General features: G+C 61.9%; 21 protein-coding genes. 18 read left to right on the top strand and 3 right to left on the bottom strand.

Going from position 1 to position 18,661, the window contains the following annotated elements:
* The 3 genes from HAHE_RS07165 (at window position 1) to HAHE_RS07155 (ending at window position 3,439) form a co-directional block, all read left to right on the top strand.
* Window positions 1-1,446 (top strand): DUF1501 domain-containing protein, encoded by a 1,446-nt coding sequence (locus HAHE_RS07165; RefSeq protein ID WP_338689762.1) that lies wholly within the window; start codon window positions 1-3, stop codon window positions 1,444-1,446.
* 72 nt (window positions 1,447-1,518) lie between these two features.
* On the top strand, window positions 1,519-2,109 hold the full coding sequence (locus tag HAHE_RS07160; RefSeq protein WP_338689760.1) for a hypothetical protein: 591 nt from the start codon (window positions 1,519-1,521) through the stop codon (window positions 2,107-2,109).
* Window positions 2,084-3,439, top strand: a complete 1,356-nt coding sequence (locus HAHE_RS07155) for a PQQ-binding-like beta-propeller repeat protein (RefSeq protein WP_338689758.1) — start codon at window positions 2,084-2,086, stop codon at window positions 3,437-3,439. Before HAHE_RS07160 ends, HAHE_RS07155 begins: the two co-directional genes overlap by 26 nt.
* Before the next feature lie 210 nt (window positions 3,440-3,649).
* Here the strand turns inward: HAHE_RS07155 and HAHE_RS07150 are convergent, their stop codons facing one another.
* The gene (locus tag HAHE_RS07150) at window positions 3,650-4,525 is read right to left on the bottom strand and encodes an alpha/beta hydrolase (RefSeq protein WP_338689756.1); all 876 of its coding nucleotides are present in this window, start codon (window positions 4,523-4,525) and stop codon (window positions 3,650-3,652) included.
* A gap of 379 nt (window positions 4,526-4,904) precedes the next feature.
* On the opposite strand from HAHE_RS07150, the gene HAHE_RS07145 reads away from it, so the two are divergent.
* A complete protein-coding gene (locus HAHE_RS07145; protein ID WP_338689753.1) occupies window positions 4,905-5,345 on the top strand; it encodes a DUF5069 domain-containing protein in 441 nt (146 codons plus the stop codon).
* 30 nt (window positions 5,346-5,375) lie between these two features.
* Here HAHE_RS07145 and HAHE_RS07140 read toward each other — a convergent pair whose 3' ends face one another.
* Window positions 5,376-6,323: a calcium/sodium antiporter gene (locus HAHE_RS07140; RefSeq protein WP_338689752.1), complete on the bottom strand. Its 948-nt coding sequence runs from the start codon at window positions 6,321-6,323 to the stop codon at window positions 5,376-5,378.
* Between the two features lie 155 nt (window positions 6,324-6,478).
* On the opposite strand from HAHE_RS07140, the gene HAHE_RS07135 reads away from it, so the two are divergent.
* The 4 genes from HAHE_RS07135 to HAHE_RS07120 all read left to right on the top strand — a co-directional run bounded on the left by HAHE_RS07135 (window position 6,479) and on the right by HAHE_RS07120 (window position 10,631).
* Entirely contained in the window at window positions 6,479-7,198 is a 720-nt protein-coding gene (locus HAHE_RS07135; RefSeq protein WP_338689751.1) for a DUF1080 domain-containing protein, read from the top strand.
* Window positions 7,199-7,457: 259 nt separating this feature from the next.
* The gene (locus tag HAHE_RS07130; RefSeq protein WP_338689750.1) at window positions 7,458-8,621 is read left to right on the top strand and encodes an acyltransferase; all 1,164 of its coding nucleotides are present in this window, start codon (window positions 7,458-7,460) and stop codon (window positions 8,619-8,621) included.
* 111 nt (window positions 8,622-8,732) lie between these two features.
* Complete coding sequence (locus tag HAHE_RS07125; RefSeq protein WP_338689748.1) at window positions 8,733-9,551, top strand: membrane bound O-acyl transferase family-domain-containing protein; 819 nt, start codon at window positions 8,733-8,735, stop codon at window positions 9,549-9,551.
* Window positions 9,552-10,160: 609 nt separating this feature from the next.
* A complete protein-coding gene (locus HAHE_RS07120) occupies window positions 10,161-10,631 on the top strand; it encodes a hypothetical protein (protein ID WP_338689746.1) in 471 nt (156 codons plus the stop codon).
* Between the two features lie 464 nt (window positions 10,632-11,095).
* Here HAHE_RS07120 and HAHE_RS07115 read toward each other — a convergent pair whose 3' ends face one another.
* Window positions 11,096-12,163, bottom strand: a complete 1,068-nt coding sequence (locus HAHE_RS07115) for an IS110 family transposase (RefSeq protein ID WP_338684835.1) — start codon at window positions 12,161-12,163, stop codon at window positions 11,096-11,098.
* 234 nt (window positions 12,164-12,397) lie between these two features.
* Here HAHE_RS07115 and HAHE_RS07110 point away from each other — a divergent pair, with 234 nt between their 5' ends.
* The 10 genes from HAHE_RS07110 (at window position 12,398) to HAHE_RS07065 (ending at window position 18,418) form a co-directional block, all read left to right on the top strand.
* Window positions 12,398-12,613 carry an addiction module protein gene (locus HAHE_RS07110; protein WP_338689744.1) on the top strand — a complete coding sequence of 72 codons (216 nt, stop codon included), beginning with the start codon at window positions 12,398-12,400 and terminating at the stop codon, window positions 12,611-12,613.
* The gene (locus HAHE_RS07105; protein WP_338689742.1) at window positions 12,610-12,906 is read left to right on the top strand and encodes a type II toxin-antitoxin system RelE/ParE family toxin; all 297 of its coding nucleotides are present in this window, start codon (window positions 12,610-12,612) and stop codon (window positions 12,904-12,906) included. Before HAHE_RS07110 ends, HAHE_RS07105 begins: the two co-directional genes overlap by 4 nt.
* Window positions 12,907-13,033: 127 nt before the next feature.
* The gene (locus tag HAHE_RS07100) at window positions 13,034-13,444 is read left to right on the top strand and encodes a hypothetical protein (protein WP_338689741.1); all 411 of its coding nucleotides are present in this window, start codon (window positions 13,034-13,036) and stop codon (window positions 13,442-13,444) included.
* 73 nt (window positions 13,445-13,517) lie between these two features.
* Entirely contained in the window at window positions 13,518-14,042 is a 525-nt protein-coding gene (locus HAHE_RS07095) for a hypothetical protein (protein ID WP_338689740.1), read from the top strand.
* Window positions 14,043-14,085: 43 nt separating this feature from the next.
* Window positions 14,086-15,237: a sialidase family protein gene (locus tag HAHE_RS07090; protein ID WP_338689739.1), complete on the top strand. Its 1,152-nt coding sequence runs from the start codon at window positions 14,086-14,088 to the stop codon at window positions 15,235-15,237.
* A gap of 23 nt (window positions 15,238-15,260) precedes the next feature.
* Window positions 15,261-15,578 (top strand): hypothetical protein, encoded by a 318-nt coding sequence (locus HAHE_RS07085; RefSeq protein ID WP_338689738.1) that lies wholly within the window; start codon window positions 15,261-15,263, stop codon window positions 15,576-15,578.
* Window positions 15,579-15,665: 87 nt separating this feature from the next.
* On the top strand, window positions 15,666-16,157 hold the full coding sequence (locus tag HAHE_RS07080; protein ID WP_338689737.1) for a nuclear transport factor 2 family protein: 492 nt from the start codon (window positions 15,666-15,668) through the stop codon (window positions 16,155-16,157).
* A gap of 108 nt (window positions 16,158-16,265) precedes the next feature.
* Window positions 16,266-16,634 (top strand): DUF2200 domain-containing protein, encoded by a 369-nt coding sequence (locus HAHE_RS07075; RefSeq protein ID WP_338689736.1) that lies wholly within the window; start codon window positions 16,266-16,268, stop codon window positions 16,632-16,634.
* A 357-nt stretch (window positions 16,635-16,991) separates the two neighbouring features.
* Complete coding sequence (locus HAHE_RS07070) at window positions 16,992-17,642, top strand: hypothetical protein (protein ID WP_338689735.1); 651 nt, start codon at window positions 16,992-16,994, stop codon at window positions 17,640-17,642.
* A 362-nt stretch (window positions 17,643-18,004) separates the two neighbouring features.
* Window positions 18,005-18,418, top strand: a complete 414-nt coding sequence (locus HAHE_RS07065) for a hypothetical protein (protein ID WP_338689734.1) — start codon at window positions 18,005-18,007, stop codon at window positions 18,416-18,418.
* Window positions 18,419-18,661 lie beyond the last annotated feature (243 nt).

Here is an 18,661-nt window from a genome sequence, read left to right as displayed (position 1 = left end):
ATGAACGATTGGTACGATGAATCCCGTCCTTCGCTGACCCGCCGCCGTTTCCTCAACGCGCTCTCCGGCACCGCCGCCGCGACCCTGCTCGGCGGCGCGCCGCGCTTGCGTGCCGAGGACGCTCCCGATCACCCCGATCCGACCGCCGACTCGTGCATCCTGATCTGGCTCGCTGGCGGCATGGCCGCGCCCGAGACCTTCGACCCGAAACGCTACATGCCTTTCGAAGTCGGCACTCCGGTCGAGAAGATCATCAGCACCTTCCCGGCGATCGATACGAACGTTGACGGCATCAAGATCTGCAAGGGGCTGGAAAACATCGCCGGCGTGATGGACCGCGCGACGCTGATCCGCTCGCACGTCCAGGCCGACCTTGGAAACATCCTGCACTCCCGTCACCAGTATCACTGGCACACCGGCTATGTCCCGCCGACGACCGTGGCCGCGCCGCACATCGGGGCATGGATGGCCAAGGTGCTCGGCCCGCGCAACGAAGTCATGCCGCCCTTCATCAACATCGGACAGCGCCTCGAAGGGCACGGCGAGTCGGAAGAGCTCAAGGCCTTCACCACCGGCGGCTTCTTCGGCAGCGAATACAGCCCGATGAACCTGCCCTATCCGGAAAAGGCATCGGAAGCGGTGAAACCGCCGGGCGACATGTCGGCCGACCGCTTTTCGAAGCGCTACAAGGCGCTGCAGGACCTGCTGAAGAACTCGCCGAAGGGCGAGCAACTGAGCGACTACCACCAGGAGTCGATGCTGCGTTCTTTGGACAACGCGCACCGACTGCTCGGCTCTCCGGAACGCAAAGCCTTCGACCTCACGCTCGAAGATCCGGACGTTTACAAGCAGTACGACACCGGCCGATTCGGTCGCGGTTGCCTGCTGGCCCGACGCTTGGTGGAAAACGGCGCGCGTTTCGTCGAGGTCACCACCGAGTATGTTCCGTTCCTCCACTGGGACACCCACGAGAACGGCCACACCACCGTCGACCGCCTGCACAAGGAGGTAGACCGTCCGATCGCGACCCTGATCAAGGATCTGGAAGCCCGCGGCATCCTCGACCGGACGCTGGTGATCATCGCCAGCGAGTTCAGCCGCGACATGATGATCGAGGGTGTTCCCGGCAGCACCGCGCGCGACCAGTCGCGGGCCAAGACCGATGTGATCAAGGAGATGAAGCACTACGGCCTCCACCGTCACTTCACCGGCGGCACCTCGGTGGTGATGTTCGGCGGCGGCATGAAGAAGGGCTTCCTCTACGGCGCGACCGCCGACGAGCGTCCGTGCCTCGCGATCGAGAACCCGGTCAGCATCGAGAACCTCCATGCCACCATCTTCCAAGCGATGGGGATCAGCCCGAAGACCTCCTACGACATCGAGAAGCGTCCGTTCTACGCCACCAAGGACGGCAAGGGCGAACCGGTGATGGACCTGTTCGCCTAAGTGCTGTCGGGTCGCCACATCGAACGCGAATTGCATCGACTCAACTCGCCACCGATCCTATCGAAACGCCCGATGAACTTCCCGAGCTTCAGAAAGACCGTTCCGCTTCTCCTTATCGCACTCTGCGGTCTTCTGGCCAGCTGTGCTCCGAGTTTTGTCACGCCGGTCGCGCAGGCGAACCCGAACCCTCTGGTCGGCGCGAAGCGCTTTGAGGTGAAGCCGGTGAAGTATGTGGATCTCAGGGTCGATGGCAAATCGGAGGAGGCCTACAAGGCCGGGATCGGTGCGGATTCGTGGGCGGACTGGGACGAGGACAAACGCTGGATCGCCAAGTATTTCACGGACCATGTCCAGTCGTCCGCAGCGGATGGCGGGGTGAGCGCGACGATGGGCGACTCGTCCGCGCCGTTCGTGATCACTCCGACGGTTTCGATGATCGATACCGGTTACTACCGGATCCCCGCGTGGAATGCGGTCAGCAGGGTGAACTACAACGTGGTGATCACCGATCGCTCCGGTCGGCGGATCGATCACGTCGAGGCGGTTCACGGCATTCCTTTTGATGCGATGTTCGCTCCCTCGACCAGCGGTCGCCTGCAGAAGGTCGCCGCGATGTTGGGCGATGCGGTGGGTGAGTATGTGGTCGAAAGAACGGATGGGTAAGGCCGGATTCATCGCCGCCCGCCGATGGCGGCGGTTTTCAGTGTCGCTTCTGGTGGGCAAACTTGGCGTCGGCGCCGCGCTGGTGGCATCGGCCGATTGGCCGCAGTTCCGCGGGCCGAATGGCGATGGTTCCTACCCCGCTCGTGACGATGGGAAACCGCATGGTTTCCCGGTCGAATGGAGCGAGAAGGAGAACGTTGTCTGGAAAACGCCGGTGACCGGTCGCGCGTGGTCGACGCCGGCGGTGATGGGTGACCAGGTCTGGATGACCAACGCGACCGAGGACGGGAAGAAGATGTATGCCGTCTGCCTCGACAAGGCGACCGGCGAGAAACTCCACGACCTGCTGCTTTTCGAAAACGAGAACCCGGAGCCGCTCAGCAACCGGGTGAACAGCTACGGCTCGTGCTCGCCGACCATCGACGAAGAACGGGTCTACATTCACTTCGGCAGCTACGGCACCGCGGCGCTCGACCGGGAGACCGGCAAGGTCGTTTGGCAGCGTCGCGATCTGCCCTGCCGGCACTTCCGCGGCCCGGGATCTTCGGTGGTTCTCTACGGGGAAACGCTGATCCTTTCGATGGACGGCGTCGACGTGCAGTATCTGGTCGCGCTCGACCGCAAGACGGGTGAGACGGTTTGGAAGACGGATCGCACGACCGACTTCGGCGACGTCGAACCGAACGGCAAGATCCGCGGCGACGGGGACTTCCGGAAAGCCTACTCGACACCCGGATTCGTGACGGTCGACGGAACGGTGCAGCTCGTCAGTCCCGGGGCGAAGGCGTGCTACGGCTACGAGGCGAAGACCGGCAAGGAGCTTTGGAAGGTCACCTACGACGGCTTTTCGAACGCCGCCAGCCCGGTATTCGTCGATGGCAAGATGGCGATCATCAACACCGGCTTCGGCAAGGCCCACCTGCTCGGAGTGAAACTCGATGGCGGGATGAACGGCGACATCACCGGCTCGCATGTCGAGTGGGATGTCTTCAAGCGCATCCCGACGCTCTCATCGCCGCTGGTCGTCGATGGGAAAGTCTATGTGACATCCGATCTGGGCATCCTGAGCCGCATCGATGCCATGTCCGGCAAGATCGAGAAGGTGACCGCGCTGCAGGGCCGCTTCTCGGCCTCCGGTGTCTATGCCGATGGCCGTCTCTACTACCTGAGCGAGGAGGGCGACACGATCGTGGTCGACCCGAAGGGCGAGATGGAAGTGATCGCCACCAACCATCTCGATGACGGCTTCATGGCCTCACCGGCAGTTGATGGCAAAGCCATGTACCTCCGCACCCGATCCCATGTATATCGGATCGAGGCCCAACCCTGATGGGGCCGGAAGAGGTCGCAAGGCCTTGGACCGAAATGGACCGCGAGCTTCAGCTCGCCCCGTCATTCCGGCAGCTCTGGCTCCGGGGCGAGCTGAAGCTCGCGGTCCATTGCGGGTCATACCAGTCTTGCTGTTTTCCGGTTCGAATCTTCTCGATCGGGCGATGGCAGCTCTGGCTCCAGAGGTCGGAGTGCTTCTTGAAAACGTCTGCTAGGGCATCAGCTTCAGTTCGCGCAGCCACTCTAGCGATTCCTTCTGCCACTTGTCCCACATCGGTCCCTTGTAGCCGTTCAGGCCGTGGCCGCCGGACGGCAACTCGAGCAGCCGCGATGCGACGCCCTTGTCGACCAGCGCCTGATGGAGAAGCCGGCTGTTCTCCGGCACGACCACCTTGTCGTCGAGCGCGTGGGTGAGAAACACCGGCGGCGTGGCCTTGGTGACCTGCAGTTCGGGGGAGAAGTATTTCAGGAGCTCGTCGCTCGGTTCCTTGCCGAGCAACCTCTGGCGGCTTCCGCCGTGGGTGTGCTCGCCCATGCTGACGACCGGGTAAACGAGGATACCGAAGTCTGGGCGCGAGCTGACGTGTTCGACGGGATCCGATGCCTGGGAATCGCCAGAGGTGAAGTGGACGAGCGTCGTTGCCGCGAGATGACCACCCGCGGAGAATCCGATGATGCCGATGCGGTCGGGCTTGATCTGCCATTCCGCCGCCCGGCTCCGGACGGTGCGGATCGCGCGGCTGGAGTCATGCGACGGCACGAACGGCCTGCCCTTCGGCAAGCGGTACTCGAGCACCACGCCGGTGATGCCGTGACCGCCGAGCCACTTCGCAATCCCGTGCCCTTCGCCGCCGGTGACCAGTCCGCCATAGCCGCCGCCGGGGCAGATGACCATCGCCGTGCCATTGGGCTTTTCCGGACGATGCACGGTCATCCAGACCTCGGCCTTCTCCCGTTCCGTGCCGTCACGGCTGACCGGGGCTTCGCCGGGCCAGAGCGGAACGCGGAGCGGTTCGGACACTTCGGCGCTGGCGAGGCTGCAGGCGGCCGCGACGATCAGCGGAGCGAGGATGGAGAGTCGGTTCATCTCCGCCGGATCTACCGCCGCTGCGAACGCCCTGCCAGCACCAAGCTGATGGCGGAGCGGAGATTGGAACACGAATGGACACCAATGGACACGAATACTGCTTCAGATCCCTCACCGATCCACGAAGGCGAGTTCCTCTCGTCCTAAGACTGGGGCAGCTTTGTGGTCCCCGTCTCAATTCCATCTTCCGAGACATTCGTGTTCATTCGTGTTCATTCGTGTTCATTCGTGTTCATTCGTGTTCATTCGTGTTCATTCGTGTTCATTCGTGGTTCATCCCGGAATTCCTTGCGGCCGTCCGGCACCGGCTCCATGAATCGGTTGAATGCCGGGGCCCGTTTGACGCGTAGCCCGGCAGCAACCCCAAACACCAATCCCCATGAGCAACACCATCCCACTCGTCAGCTCCGGCGTCGCCGGTCCTCTCGGCGTTCTTCACCTTCCCCGACTTTGGGAAAAGGTCTCCCTCGACCAGGTCGGCAAACTCCATCCCGACTACCCCGCGATCGGAGCGGGCTACGACAGCATGGTCCTCGACGGCATCGGCATCGATAAGGACGCCTTCGTCGAGTTCATGAAGTCGAAGCCGAGCTACGTGCAACTCGAGGCATGGATTCTCGAGCAGAAGGGCGGCACGCTGGATGCCGTGGCGGTCAGCGAACTCAATTCCGCGATCACCGGTTACCTCCACGACGACGCGACCCGCGCCGAGATCCTCGCCGCCGCGGGCCGGGCCGACGACGGCTCGATCAAGGACGCCATCAACCTCAACAACCTCGACGACTGGGCCGCCTTCCATAAGCAGGAAATCGCGGGCTGAGACTCCGGTTTCCCACCGCGAGGCTATTCGTCAGCCCCGCGGCCACATCAGGAAAAGGTAAGCGGCGAAGGTGGCGAGGAGGATGGTTCCTTCCAGCCGCCCGAGCCGTTTCCCGGTGATCAGGAAGGGGACCAGCAAGCCCGTGACGAGCGCCATCGCTCCCAAGTCGAGGAGCGTTATTCCCGAGGTGCTCACGGGATGAACCAGAGCGCTGCCTCCGAGGACGAACAACAGGTTGAACAGGTTCGACCCGAGCACGTTGCCCAGCGCGATGTCGGATTGGCCCCGGAACGCGGCCACCACCGAGGTCGCGAGCTCGGGCATCGAGGTGCCGGCGGCGACGATGGTCAGTCCGATCACCGCCTCGGACACGCCGAGCGACTGCGCGATCTCGACCGCGTGCGTGACCAGCAGACGCGAGCCGAAGACGAGGACGCCAAGGCCCGCCGCAATCAACACGGCGGCGACGGCGAGTCCGGGTTTGGCGACGGTCGCAGCGTCGTCATCGCTGACTTCGACGTTGCTTCCCTCGCGCCGGGCGAGCCGGATCGCCCAGATGGTGTAGGCCGCCGCCAGTATCAAAAGGACTCCTCCCTCGGTCCGTGTCACCACTCCGTCGAGGAAGGTCAGCGGAGCCAGCAGGGTCACCGCCAGCAGAACGGGCGCGTCCCACCTGAGGATCTGCAAGTGGCTGCGGATCGGCAGGATCACCGCCGAAATGCCTAGGATGACGGCGATGTTGAACAGGTTCGATCCGACGACGTTTCCGACCGCGATGTCCGGTTGGCCGGCGAAGGCGGACTTCAGCGAGACCAGCAGCTCGGGCGTGGAGGTGCCGTAGGCGACGACCGTGAGACCCACGACTAGGGGTGTGAGTCCCAGCCGGATCGCCAGCGCCGAACCGCCGCGGACAAGCATCTCGGCCCCGGCGAAGAGGATCAGGAAACTGACGGCAACGAGCAGCGCGTGGAGCCACATGACCCGATGTTATCGCAGCCTTCGATCGCGGCGATTGGGATTTGAGGTGCAGAATCCATTCGACCCCTCTGCCGGTCGTCGAGGTGCAGCCCGATCCACCACTCGAAGGATTGCCATCGGGGTTAGAGCGGGCGCTTTTGGCACGTATGCCCCGTATGAAATTCGCTGCGATGCTTTTCCTGCTGCTGTCATCCTTCCTGCCGCTTCACGCAGACGAAGCCCTCCCGCAATGGCGCGAGCTTTTCAATGGCAAGGACCTCACCGGTTGGGTGGACGTCAACACTTCGCCGGAGACGTGGAGCGTGCGCGACGGCCTGCTTGTCTGCAGCGGTCATCCGATCGGCGTGATGCGCAGCGACCGGCAGTACGAGAATTTCATCCTGCACATCGAGTGGCGTCACATGGAGGCGGGAGGAAACTCCGGTGTCTTCGTGTGGAGCAACGCCGTGCCTTCGAAGAACCGCCTGCCGCTCGGCATGGAGGTGCAGATGCTCGAGCTCGCCTGGGTGAACCAGCACAAAGGCAAGGACGGCAAGCCGGCGCCGATCGGCTACATCAGCGGCGAGCTGTTCGGGGCCAACGGCCTGACCGCGACGCCCGAGAATCCGCGCGGCAACCGCAGCATGTCCTACGAACTGCGCTGCAAGCCCCACGGCGAGTGGAACACCTACGATGTCGTCTGCGTCGACGGCACCGTGAAGCTGTCGATCAACGGCAAGTTCGTGAACGGCATCCGCGATGCCTCGATCCGCAAAGGCTACCTCTGCCTCGAGTCGGAGGGTGCCGAGATCCATTTCCGCAACATCCGCATCCTCGAACTCCCGCCCGGCATGGCGACCCCCGAGCAAACCGCGCCGTTGATCGAGGCAGAGTGAAACGAACCGCAAAGTCGCCAAGGCGCAAAGGCCGGACTTCCTCAGATCCTTGAGAACTCCATCTTCTTTGCGCCTTCGCGACTTAGCGGTTCAATCCCCGCGAAGGGCTGTCAGGAGCCAGGAGTCTTTCCGAGACGCGTCTTGCTCCACGCCATCCCCGTTTCGCATCCATTCGCGAGTTTCGCGGTTCAACTCATCCGCGTCCGCCGCCGAAAGTGCTTCGGCCCTCTCGTCCATGCCGCTATGACTCCGGCGGCCCGTGAGCGAGCTTTTCCGCCGAACCGACCCCAGCCGGCTTCCGTTTCTCGACGGCTTCCGCGCGATTGCGATCCTATGGGTCATCGCGTTCCACACGCTCTGGCTGTTCGGGTTTTTCCGGCCGCCGGCCGAGTATGCCTCGATGACCGCCGGACCACTGCAGTCGGTGCTGCTGCAGGGTCATCTGGGCGTCGACCTGTTCTTCGTCCTCAGCGGATTTCTCATCGGCCGCATCCTGTTCCGGGAATACGAGCGCACCGGCTCGATCCGGATTCGCCGCTTCTATGTGCGGCGCTTTCTACGGCTGATGCCTGTTTACCTCGCCACCATGGTGCCGTGCGCCCTGGTCTTTCCCGACACCCTTCCGAAGGTCTGGGCGAACCTGCTCTACGTGAACAACTACCTGCCGAACCAGGAGAGCTTCATGCCGTGGACCTGGTCGCTGGCGATCGAGGAGCAGTTCTATCTCGTCTGTCCGCTCCTCCTGCTGCTCACGCTGCGCCGGGGATGGACGGGACAGACGCTGGGCATCGCGATCCTGCTGTCCTTCGTGATCCGCTACGCCATCGCCTTGCAGGGCGAGTTCCGCCTGCCGATTGCGGAAGCTTCCGGAGACGAGGGTGAGTTCTACCGTTTCTTCAACGCGCTCTATTCGCCGACGCATGTCCGCTTCGGCGGCCTCGCGATCGGTGTCGCGCTCGCCTTCATTCACTCCGGACAAAAGCACGAACTCTCGGCAAAGGCGGCGCGCTGGATGATGGCGGCTGCGCTTGCCCTGATCGCGCTCGTTGTTTGGTCGCCGGTTTCGAAATTCGGAGGAGCCGGTGGTCAAGTTTCGGCGCTGTGGATCGCCAGCGACAAGAACCTGTTTTCCATCGGAGCCGCGATGCTCTTCCATGTCTGCCTCTGCCGGCCACGCGAGATGTGGCTCAACCGTTTCCTCGGTCACGGCTTCTGGTATCCGATCGCGAAGCTTTCCTACAGCGCCTACCTGATCCACCTCGTGGTGATCGGGATCACCGCCCACTTCCTCTACGCCGGGTTGCCGATCGCGTTGCCCTACCTGCTCGGCTACGTGGTCGCGATGGCCATCGCCTCGCTGATGGTCGCCTATCCGTTCTACGCCCTTGTCGAACGCCCCCTCATGCGCCGCCGACCGGGGTAAACAAGGAGCGGCGGCTTCCAGCCGCCGGGTTTCGCCCATCCGCTCCCTCTCCGGCTTCCGGTTGCCGAATTCCCTTCGCTCCCGCCTTCGCATCGTGTTCCTTCCCGCTGCGTGGAAACGGTGCCTTGGCTTCCCGGCGACGGCCCGCGATGGGCGCTCATGTGGGCCATCGCGGTCGTCATGTTCGCCGTGCTCAAGGCCGCGTCGTTCTGGTGGGAAAGGGGGGGCCCGGCATCAAGCCCGCGCAAGCTCGCCTACCTCTTCCTCTGGCCGGGCATGGACGCCCGGGCGTTCCTCTCGGCGAAGGAGGTGCCACCGCCGTCGTCGCGCGAGTGGCTGGCGGCCGGATTCAAAACGGTGCTGGGAATCGTTCTGCTGGTGCTGGCCACGCGGCTCGAGCCGCCACTCCTGAGCGGCTGGTGCGCGATGGTCGGCATCATCTTCCTGCTCCACTTCGGGGCCTTCCATTTGCTGAGCTGCTTCTGGAGAAGCAGGGGAATCGACGCGGTCCCGTTGATGAACCGCCCGCTGCTGGCGACGTCGGTTTCCGGCTTCTGGGGACGGCACTGGAACATCGCGTTCCGAGACCTGACGCACCGGATGGTTTTCAAGCCGGTGCTGCGCCGCCATGGCGGATCCGCCGCGGTGCTCGCAGGGTTCCTGTTCAGCGGCATCCTCCACGAACTCGCCATCACCGTGCCGGCCGGTGGTGGCTACGGGCTGCCGACGGTGTTCTTCATGATCCAGGGCGTGGCGGCATTGGTCGAACGATCCGCCTTCGGCAAACGTTGCGGTTTGGGTGCGAGCTTCCGGGGCTGGACCTTCACCCAAGGCCTGCTCGCGCTCACCGTGGCACTGCTTTTCCCTCCGCCCTTCGTACTGAGAATCATCTACCCCTTCCTGGAATTCCTTCACCGCCCCTTCGCCTGATCGAAGCCGGACAGGCAACGAGTCCACAGCCGCGAGTGATGCATGGAGCGCCGGTTATGAAACCGGCCTCTTGCGTGAGGTCGAGCCGGTGGTCAGTGGTCGGTGGCCGGTGGTCAGAAATGTAGCGCCGGTTGTGAAACCGGCATCGGCCGTGAGCGAGAGGAGGGGGTCAGGGCCGAGGGGCCAGGGGCTGGAAATGGAGCGCCGGTTATGAAACCGGCATCTGCGGCGACGCGCATCCACCCAAGTCGCAAGGCACACCGGCTCAAAAAGCCCCGTCGGGGCTTCATCTTATAGCCCGGGGCAAGCGTAGCGCACCCCGGGTCATTCATCTTCCGGCACCGCCGCACTTCTCAGATCAAGGCGCAGCCTTGATTCGCATTCCCGCCCGCCCGCCGCACCCCGAGGATCAGATTCCCTCCTCCCGGGACCGAGTGATATCAGCACAGACCGTCCCGCCGAAATCCCGCGCACTCCCCAACCCTGATATCATCCTTCCGAGCTCAGGAATTCCTTGAAACATCAGGACCTCCAAGGCCACCCTCCCTCAAATCACCTCCCGGATATCAACCCTCGGGAGGGTATGAATAAATACTGTTGGGCCGAAGAATGAAGAAGCTCCTCATCGGCACTCTTTTGGTTGCCGCCATGGTTGGTGCGGTTGTGGTGACTCAGTTCGTCGTAGCGATGAACAGATCCTTCGAGTTCGCCCAGGAGCAGGCGCGAATTGGACGCGCTTACATGGACGGAATGGAAGATGCCGACTTTCGAGAGGTTGCCGCGTTTGCTCACAAGCTGATGTCGGAGCCGGAACCTGAGTGGAACTGGCACTCGATGTCCAAGCATGACGATCAGCCTGTGCCAGAACCTTGGCGAGAGCGGGGGGTAATTTTTGTGCGTTACCGCCCAGATTGGGTTTCGATTGGTTGGCACGGTGGGCCACATGCCCATACCCATCTCGACGTAGACCGGGCAGACGATGGCTCGTTCACGTTCACTGCTCGTTACACCGATCACGAGCCCGCCAAAGTCCTCCGAACAAAATTCCAAGCCCAACAAGGCGGCGATGGCGACGCCTAACCGCGGCCTTCCATGAGAAGGCAGTCAACTGGGAATTGAGGTTTGCCTCAACATTCGTTCTGGAGTGTTAGGATTGGAAGATGTCCCCCCGCTCCCCGGGGGGACGGGAGGGGCGAAGCCCCCGGATGGGGGTTTGGGGGGGAACCGAGTGTGGTCGAGCTGACCCCAGCTCGGCGGGGTGCGGGGCGGCAGCCCCGTGTCGTTACCGAGCGAGTGCTGCTGCGGCGGTCACGGAATGAAACAAGGCTCCGGGCTTCCATTCGCATTTGTCCGGCCCGCTTCCGTTTGGGGCCGGGTGCATGATTCGATCCTTGCTTCGTTGTTCTCATGGAGAGGGGTGGGACGCTGCCATCTTGTTAGCGCACTCGGGGCCTCTCGGCCTGGTGCTGCCGCGGTGCCGCAGTCGTCCCGAATCTGTTGGGAAGTCGTTTCATCGTGGGAAAAGGGTCGCCGTGCGCGGCGGGTCAGGCCGCTTCGGCGGGTTGTCCGGAATGGTGGAAGGGATCGTAGTCGAGTTCTCCGCGCCAGAGGGTGAGCATCAGGACCGCCAGCTTGCGGGCGACAGCGACGACGGCTTTCTTCTTCGCCCTGGGGCCACCCATGGCGGCAAGTTTCTCCCCGTGGCGTCTGAGCTCGCAGTCGATGCCGAAGTGACCGAGCAAGTATTGTGCGCAACCGATGAGCAGGCGTCTGAGGTAGGCGTTGCCGGCTTTGGAGATGCGCAGTTGCTTGTCGATGTCTCCGGACTGCTCGCGCCGCGGCACAAGTCCGAGGTAGGCGGCGACGTTGCGGTTGGAGGTGAAGCGTTCCGGATCACCGACGACGAGGACGAAGGTCAGGGCGGTGATGGGGCCGACTCCACGAATCTTCATGAGCCGGGCCGTGGCGGGATAGCGTGCGCAGGTCTCCTCGATGGACTTGTCGAGGCGATTGATGCCGGCGTTTAGCGAATCAAGGACCTCCAGTGAGGGTTCGATCATGGCGAGGATCTCCGCGTGTTCTCCGGCCAGGAACTCGCGGCAGCGTCTCGCCACGGCGGGTGTGCTGGATTTCGGAACGCGGATGCCGAGACTCTTGAGGGTCATGCGCACCGAGTTGAGGATGTCGACTCGGCGGGCAACGAGATTGTCACGCAACTTGACCTGAAGGAGGTCGCGCTGCGCCTGCTCGCTACCATGCTCGATGGGGTGGAGCAGCTCGCGGTCGGCGCGTGCGAGGCGGGCGAGCATGCGGGCGTCGTGGCGGTCGGACTTGCGGGTGTTGGCGTAGATGGCGCGAAGCTTGCGCGGGTTGGCGACGATGACCTCGTGACCACGCGAGGCGAGGAAGCGGCTCGTCCACGGACTGTGGGTTCCGACCTCCATGGCGATGGTGGCACCGGGGTGTTTTTCGGAGAGCCTGCGCAGTGACTCGCGATGGTTGGTGATCGTGCGCTCGTCGAGGATCGTGGCTGAGGCGTCGAGCGCGCAGATCGAGTGCTTCCGGTCTCCGAGGTCGATTCCGATGATGGTGGTCGATGATGTGGTATTCATGGCAGCAAGAGCTTACCCTTCTGGCGCTTCCGCGCCCTGCTGCCTTCTCATCTAATCTTGTTGAATTTCGTTTCCGGTGATTCAATCCCTTCAATCTGGCCCGGAGCCCCGCCATTGTTCGGGCGTCGCGCCATGCCTTTGACGTTGGAGAACCCCGATTGTTGACCCCTGAGTCGGAAGGGGGGGCGGTTCAGGACGCTTGAGGCCGGAGGAACTAGGTGGTAATTAGATCGCGTGAGCGTGCAGGAAGAAGCGTTGCGGTTGCCACGACCCGAGAAACTCAGGTTGATGGAGGCCCTGTGGACCGATTTGAGCCTTGTTGAGGAGGACTATGAGTCCCCCGCGTGGCACGAATTGGTCCTCCGTGAGACTGAGGCCCGTCTCGCGGCCGGCGAGGAACAGCAAGTGGACTGGGACGAGGCCAAGCGCCGCCTTCGGACACGACCATGAGGATCCGCATCCTCGAGTCCGCCATCGGTGATCTTGAGGCGGGCAGCGACTTCTACAACCGTCAGGAGGAGGGAGTCGGCGACTATTTTCAGGACTGCTTGTTCTCCGACATCGATTCCCTCGTCCTATATGGAGGCATTCACCGGCAGCTGTTCGGATTTCATCGGTTGCTTTCCAGGCGGTTCCCGTACGCGATCTACTACCGGATAGAGGGTGACGTCGTCATTGTCTATCGTGTGCTCGATTGTCGGAGGGATCCGCAACGGCTTCGTAGGTCGCTCGGGAATGAATAAACGAACAAGCCGTGGGGGATCGACGCTTAACCGCCGCTTTGTTGCGTTCCGCTTCGTGGATCCGGAGCGTTAGTCCATTCCCGGCGTGCGGCCTTGTGCTCGCGCGTCTTCACTGAGACGTTGTGCTATGAAAAAGAAGACTGCAGCGGCGCTTCTGAGAATGGGGCTGTGCTCCCTGCTGATCACAATCGCCGCCTCGCCATTACTGATTCAGTGGAGCCTTGAGGGCAGGTCCGGAAGCTCAGCAGCAGACTACTTGGCAGGATCTTCGAGAGTGGCCTACCTAGCTGGTCGCCCAACGCTGGGCGGGGAGTGGTCGCAGCAAGCGGATCTCATTCGTCAAGGCGTGGTCGCAATCCCCGTAGATGCAGTAGACCTGGCCGAATTGACCGACATTGCCGGCATGCTTAGGGAGGAGCTGGGAGTGTCCTTGATTACGGCTCGCTACAGCGTTTCGGGTGGCCCTCAAGTCTACGTCGACCAGTCGAAGGAGACGATGGCACGGAGAGCGATACAGAAGTGGAGAGCTACCCCATAATACCCAAGGCTCGGCTCAAGAGTGAAGTGCATCGCCGCCGAGCCATTCGTGTCCACCCTAAACCTTCATCTCCATGCGAACCATCATCCCGCTCGCGCTTGTCGCTTTGATTCTCACCAGTTGTGACAGGAGCAACGAAGAAGGCGCGACATCACCGAAATGGCAAGGTGGCGATATGTTTGCCGACGGAAGGGAATACCGCTGGAGGGCCGGCGGGCAAATGAATCAAGGGGACAACATCTACCGGGTCCTGATCCTTGAATATTATGTGCCCCCTGAGGAGGGGAGTGTCGCTCCTCGAGACAGTGTCACCTACTCTTCCGATCCACTTCCTGACATGAAGGGGTCGGCGACCGTTCTCAGTGCTTGGCCGGAGGGAACCAATGAGAGCGGATTGGTCGTCAACGGCGTCGTTCAGGAGCTTGGCTCCGGATTGAATGTGGCTTTCCTCTCGAACCTGGTCGATCCGGTCCGGTTCGATGTTCCTCCCGAGAATGTCGATTCCTTCATGGAGCAGCTGTCGAAGGGTGATTGGGATGAATTCTTCAGCGCCAATGTCCTACCTCACGTCGGAGAGTGGCCGGAGCAAGAGGACTGACGGGACTCTGAGCGGGAGGCTCCAGACAAGGAATGTGATGAGGATGATCAAGACCCTTTTGACGATACTGCTGCTCACTCCGCTGATCGGTTCCGCTGCCGAGAGGTCTGCGGTGATCATTCACCGAAGCGGCGAGGCGGACTGCCATACGTTCCGGATCCCCGCGATCGCCCGGACCGCCAAGGGCACGCTGCTGGCGGTGTACGACATGCGCTACAACAGCCGCCGTGACCTGCAGGGGCACATGGACATCGGGTTGTCCCGCTCGACCGACGGCGGCAAGACCTGGGAGAAACCCCGGCCCGTCATGGACATGGGCGAGTTCGGAGGGTTGGGGCAGGATCAGAACGGCTGTTCGGATCCCAACATCCTGATTGATCGGGAGACGGGCGAGATCATGGTTTCGGCGGTGTGGACCCACGGGAAGCCGGGAACCCACCAATGGCGCGGCAAGGGGTCGGAGCCGGGGCACGAGATCGCCAAGTCGACGCAGTTCATGATGGTCCGTTCCTCGGATGACGGCATCACATGGTCGGAGCCCGAGAACCTGACGAAGGAACTGAAGGATCCGAAGTGGCATTTGTTCGCTCCGGCTCCCGGCAATGGAATCACGATGTCCGACGGGACGCTGGTGATGCCGACCCAAGGCCGGGATGAGACCGGCAAGCCCTTTTCCAACATCATGTGGAGCGACGATCGCGGGAAGACATGGACGGTGTCGGCCTTTGCCCGTCGCGATACCACCGAATGCGCGGTGGTGGAGCTGAGCGACGGCTCGCTGATGCTGAACATGCGGGACAACCGGAACCGGAGCGACAAGTCGGAGACCAACGGCAGGGCGGTCAGCGTGACGAAGGACAAGGGGCGGACCTGGTCCAAGCATCCGTCGGATCACGGCGCGTTGCCGGAGCCGGTCTGCATGGCCAGCCTGATTGCCCACACGCTGAAGGATGGGCGGAGGGTGCTTTTCTTTTCGAATCCGAACAGCAAGACGAAGCGGGAGAAGATGACGGTCCGCGTCAGCCTCGATGACGGGATGACCTGGCCCGCCGGTAAGCAGATCCTGCTCGATAAGCGGGGTGGTGCGTACAGTTCGCTGGTGATCGTGGATGACGAAACGCTGGGCATTCTCTATGAATCCTCGCGGGCCGATCTGGTCTTCCAGACGATGAAGCTCTCCGAGTTCGGACTGTAGGAGGTCGGATTCCTTATCCAGCGATGCACATCATCAGCACCTTTCTTTCGGTCGGGATCCTTTGGTTCCTGATCACCCTGTTCACCCGCTCGACCAATGCGTCGCAGAGTCTCACCGAGACCTGGATCGTCATCATCGGGATGCTGATCGTCGGATTCATCTCGAGACTGCTGCTCTCCGGCGTTCTCGGCCCGTTCACCGTCATCATCGATATCGCGGCCTTGTATCTGCTGGTCGACAAGGTCTGCGGAGCCAGCCGGGGCGTGACGATCCGGATCTGCGCGTGGTACTTCGGACTGTCGTTTTTGATCTCGATTTTCTTTGCGATGCTGAGTCGCTGACACCGGCAGGTGAGTGGCGGAAGAACGACTTTCGATCATCAAGCCGGCACAGGAAATCGGTAACGATCCTTCAACATCCCCAAGACCATGAAAACACGTATCGCGCACCTTCGGACCTCCTGCTTCCTCTTGGGTTTGCTTCTGTTGCCGATGGTCAGGGCCGCGGAGGTGGAGGCGGTTGAAGCCCGGGTCAAGGCGTGGGCTTCTTCGCTGAGCAAGAACGATCCCGAAGTGATGGGAGCGTTTTATGAGGATAGCGAAGAGCTGGACATGGTGGATAGCGGCGGTCGTTGGCATCACGGCCTTGACGAGGTCAAAGAGTCCTACCGGGAGAGCCAAAGAGAGTGGACATGCTCCGACTCCGTTCCACTCCGTCTCGAGGTCAGGGTCTTCGGCGATGTGGCGGTCGCGGCGTTCGAGCACAGGTACAAGGCGCGGATGTCGGGGAACGGCGTGAATTTGCAGATCCACAAGCAAACGACCATGACCCTCCGCAAGGTCGACGGGCAATGGAAGATCGTCTCGGAGCACTCGTCCCCGATCGAGGGAATTCCGATGGCGATCCAAATCAAGCGTTGATGGGGGCTGGGCGCATCGTTCCGATGCCGGGGCAAGATCCTCTGCCACCTTCTGTCTGAACGCCGGGGCGGGCTGTCTTCTCGCTTCCTGTCCAAACATTGCCACTCCATGAAAAAGCCGCCTCCCGGTACCGCCGCACGCATTGCGAAGATGAGCTTCGCGTCGATCTATCCTCTCTATCTCGCAAAAGTGGTGAAGAAGGGGCGAACGGAAGAGGAGCTTCAGGAAGTGATCCGTTGGCTTACGGGCTACGACGCGGAGCGACAGCAATCGCTGGTCGACGGCGATGTGACTTTCGGCGAGTTCTTCGAAAAGTGCAGCCTCCACCCGAACGCGCACCTGATAACGGGCGTCATTTGCGGCTACCGGGTTGAGGAGATCGAAGACCCGTTGATTCGGAACTGCCGGTATCTGGACAAACTCGTCGACGAGTTGGCGAAGGGGAAGAAGATGGAGAAGATCCTGCGTGTGCCGTAGGCGTGTGGTGAATCGCCCTGTCGGCCGGTCCGGGTGCGGGGCTTGACTGCCGCGGGATATGGAACCGCCAAGACACCAAGGACGCGAAGAAGATTGGATTGGACCGGATGCCAAAAGTCCTTGCCGAAACGGAGTTGTGTCGCGGGCTGAGGCGGGGACATAACCCCGTTGGGGTTGGGGAAGGCGCCGATGATGCCCCCGGGGTAAACCGCCTACGGCGGTGCAACCCCGGGCTGTAGGACGCAATCCCGTTGGGATTAGCAGAGCTGGCGGAGAATACCCGGTTGCAAGAGTATGTTCCGTAATGTGGTAGCTGCGTGACAGCGACTGACCACAGCCGATTGAAGGGAGCTGCAAGTGAACAGCGAAAATCGCGAAAGGCCGCGAAATCCGAATCTAGGATGTCAGTTCAAGCTCTACCAGATTCGCGTAAATTCGCGATTTTCGCTGTTCAATCTCTTCATCGAGTCTCGTGAAACGGCTGCAGAATGGAGAAAGCGGTTGCTGGCTACTGGCCTGTCGGGCCCAGGGGGCGGTCCTGTTTCTGCTGGGATTGCGGAGAACGTTTTGCTTAGTTTCAGAGGTATCTCTTCCTTCCCCGTGATTGATCAGGATCCAGCCCGAGTCCGGGAACTGAAACCGAGTGTGTTGCAGCTCACGCCGTTTTCCCGGTGGATGCTTCGCTTTGGCACCGGGTTTCTCGCGTGTTGGGTGGTGTTGGCACTGCTCGCGAGCTTGCACGTGCCTCAGGCCACGAGCGGCGTCTGCGTGGTGCTAGGTCCGGTCTTTTTCGGGCTAGGGGTTGCCTTCCTTCTTTACGGCGCCGGTTACCATCTCGCCATCAATCTCGGCTACTGGCGGGAAGTGCGGGAAGACGAGCACGAAGGGCAGGCGGTGCTTTCGGGCCGCAAGCGCTTTGATCGGACGAAGAAGCTGCCGCTCGGCATGCCCGGCCCGAAGGAAGTCACGCCCGAGGATGAGACCGGGGTTTTTGACGACCTCGATTGAGGGAGTCGGACTTGAGGATCTGGGTGAGGGTTTCTGGAGGTAGAAGATGGAACCGCCAAGACGCCAAGGACGCAAAGAAGAAGGGATCAGTGCATTTTCCGATATGTCGTAGCCGCCAGGAAGCGAATGGAGATCACCGATTTCAGGCAACAATGGAAATAGAAGTGAACCGCGAAAATCGCGAAAAGCCGCTAAATCCAGAGGCAGGAAGTCATTTCAGATTTCGTGGCCTTTCGCGATTTTCGCGGTTCAGTCTCTTCATCGAGATTAGAGAAACGGCTACAGAATAAAGCAAAGCGCTGTAGGGGATGAGTCATTGGTCTTTGCATTGGCTTTCCGGCGGCCGATGATTCGTTTGTCGAATGAATCTTGCCACCGATCTTCCCGCTATCGTCCAGGGGGCGGGTGTGCTTCAGCTCTCGATCCTGGTGGCGTCGGCAATGGTGCCGAAGCAACTCGACTGGAAAGGGCACTTCGCGAGTTTGCCGAAACTGTTGCGGCAGATGTACTGGATCTATGGTGCCTACACCGCGGCGACGATCCTGACCTTCGGTTTGTTCAGTTTGCTGGTGCCCGGTGATCTGGCGGGTGGCAGTCGGCTGGCGCGATTGGTGTGTGGGGCGAATGCGGTTTTCTGGGGAGTGAGGCTGGGGCTTCAGGGGGTGATGGATGCGCGGCCGTTTCTGACGAAGTGGTGGCTGCGGGCCGGGTATCACCTGCTGACGTTGCTGTTCCTCGCTTTCACGGTTTTCTACGCGTGGTTGGCGGTGAGGTAGGGCCGGACGCCCTCGGCCGACCGGGGTGGGGGTGATGGAGTGGGTTCGAGGAACAGGCCCGATTTTGTTGGCGGACGAGCTTCGACTTCATCGGCGGACGAGCGAGGGCGCTCGTCCCTACCTTGCTTGGGTTTCCTCCTTCGCCACCTCCGTCGCCGGGGCTTCGGCGGACATGCCGGGGCGGACTGAAGTCCGCGCACCATGCTCGGGTTCCGGGGCGCGGTCGGAGCCGCGCGGTCCTTT

Source organism: Haloferula helveola, from assembly GCF_037076345.1.
Classification (GTDB): domain Bacteria; phylum Verrucomicrobiota; class Verrucomicrobiia; order Verrucomicrobiales; family Akkermansiaceae; genus Haloferula; species Haloferula helveola.
Note: the sequence above shows the minus strand (reverse complement) of the source record. Positions and strands in the feature narration are given on the sequence as shown.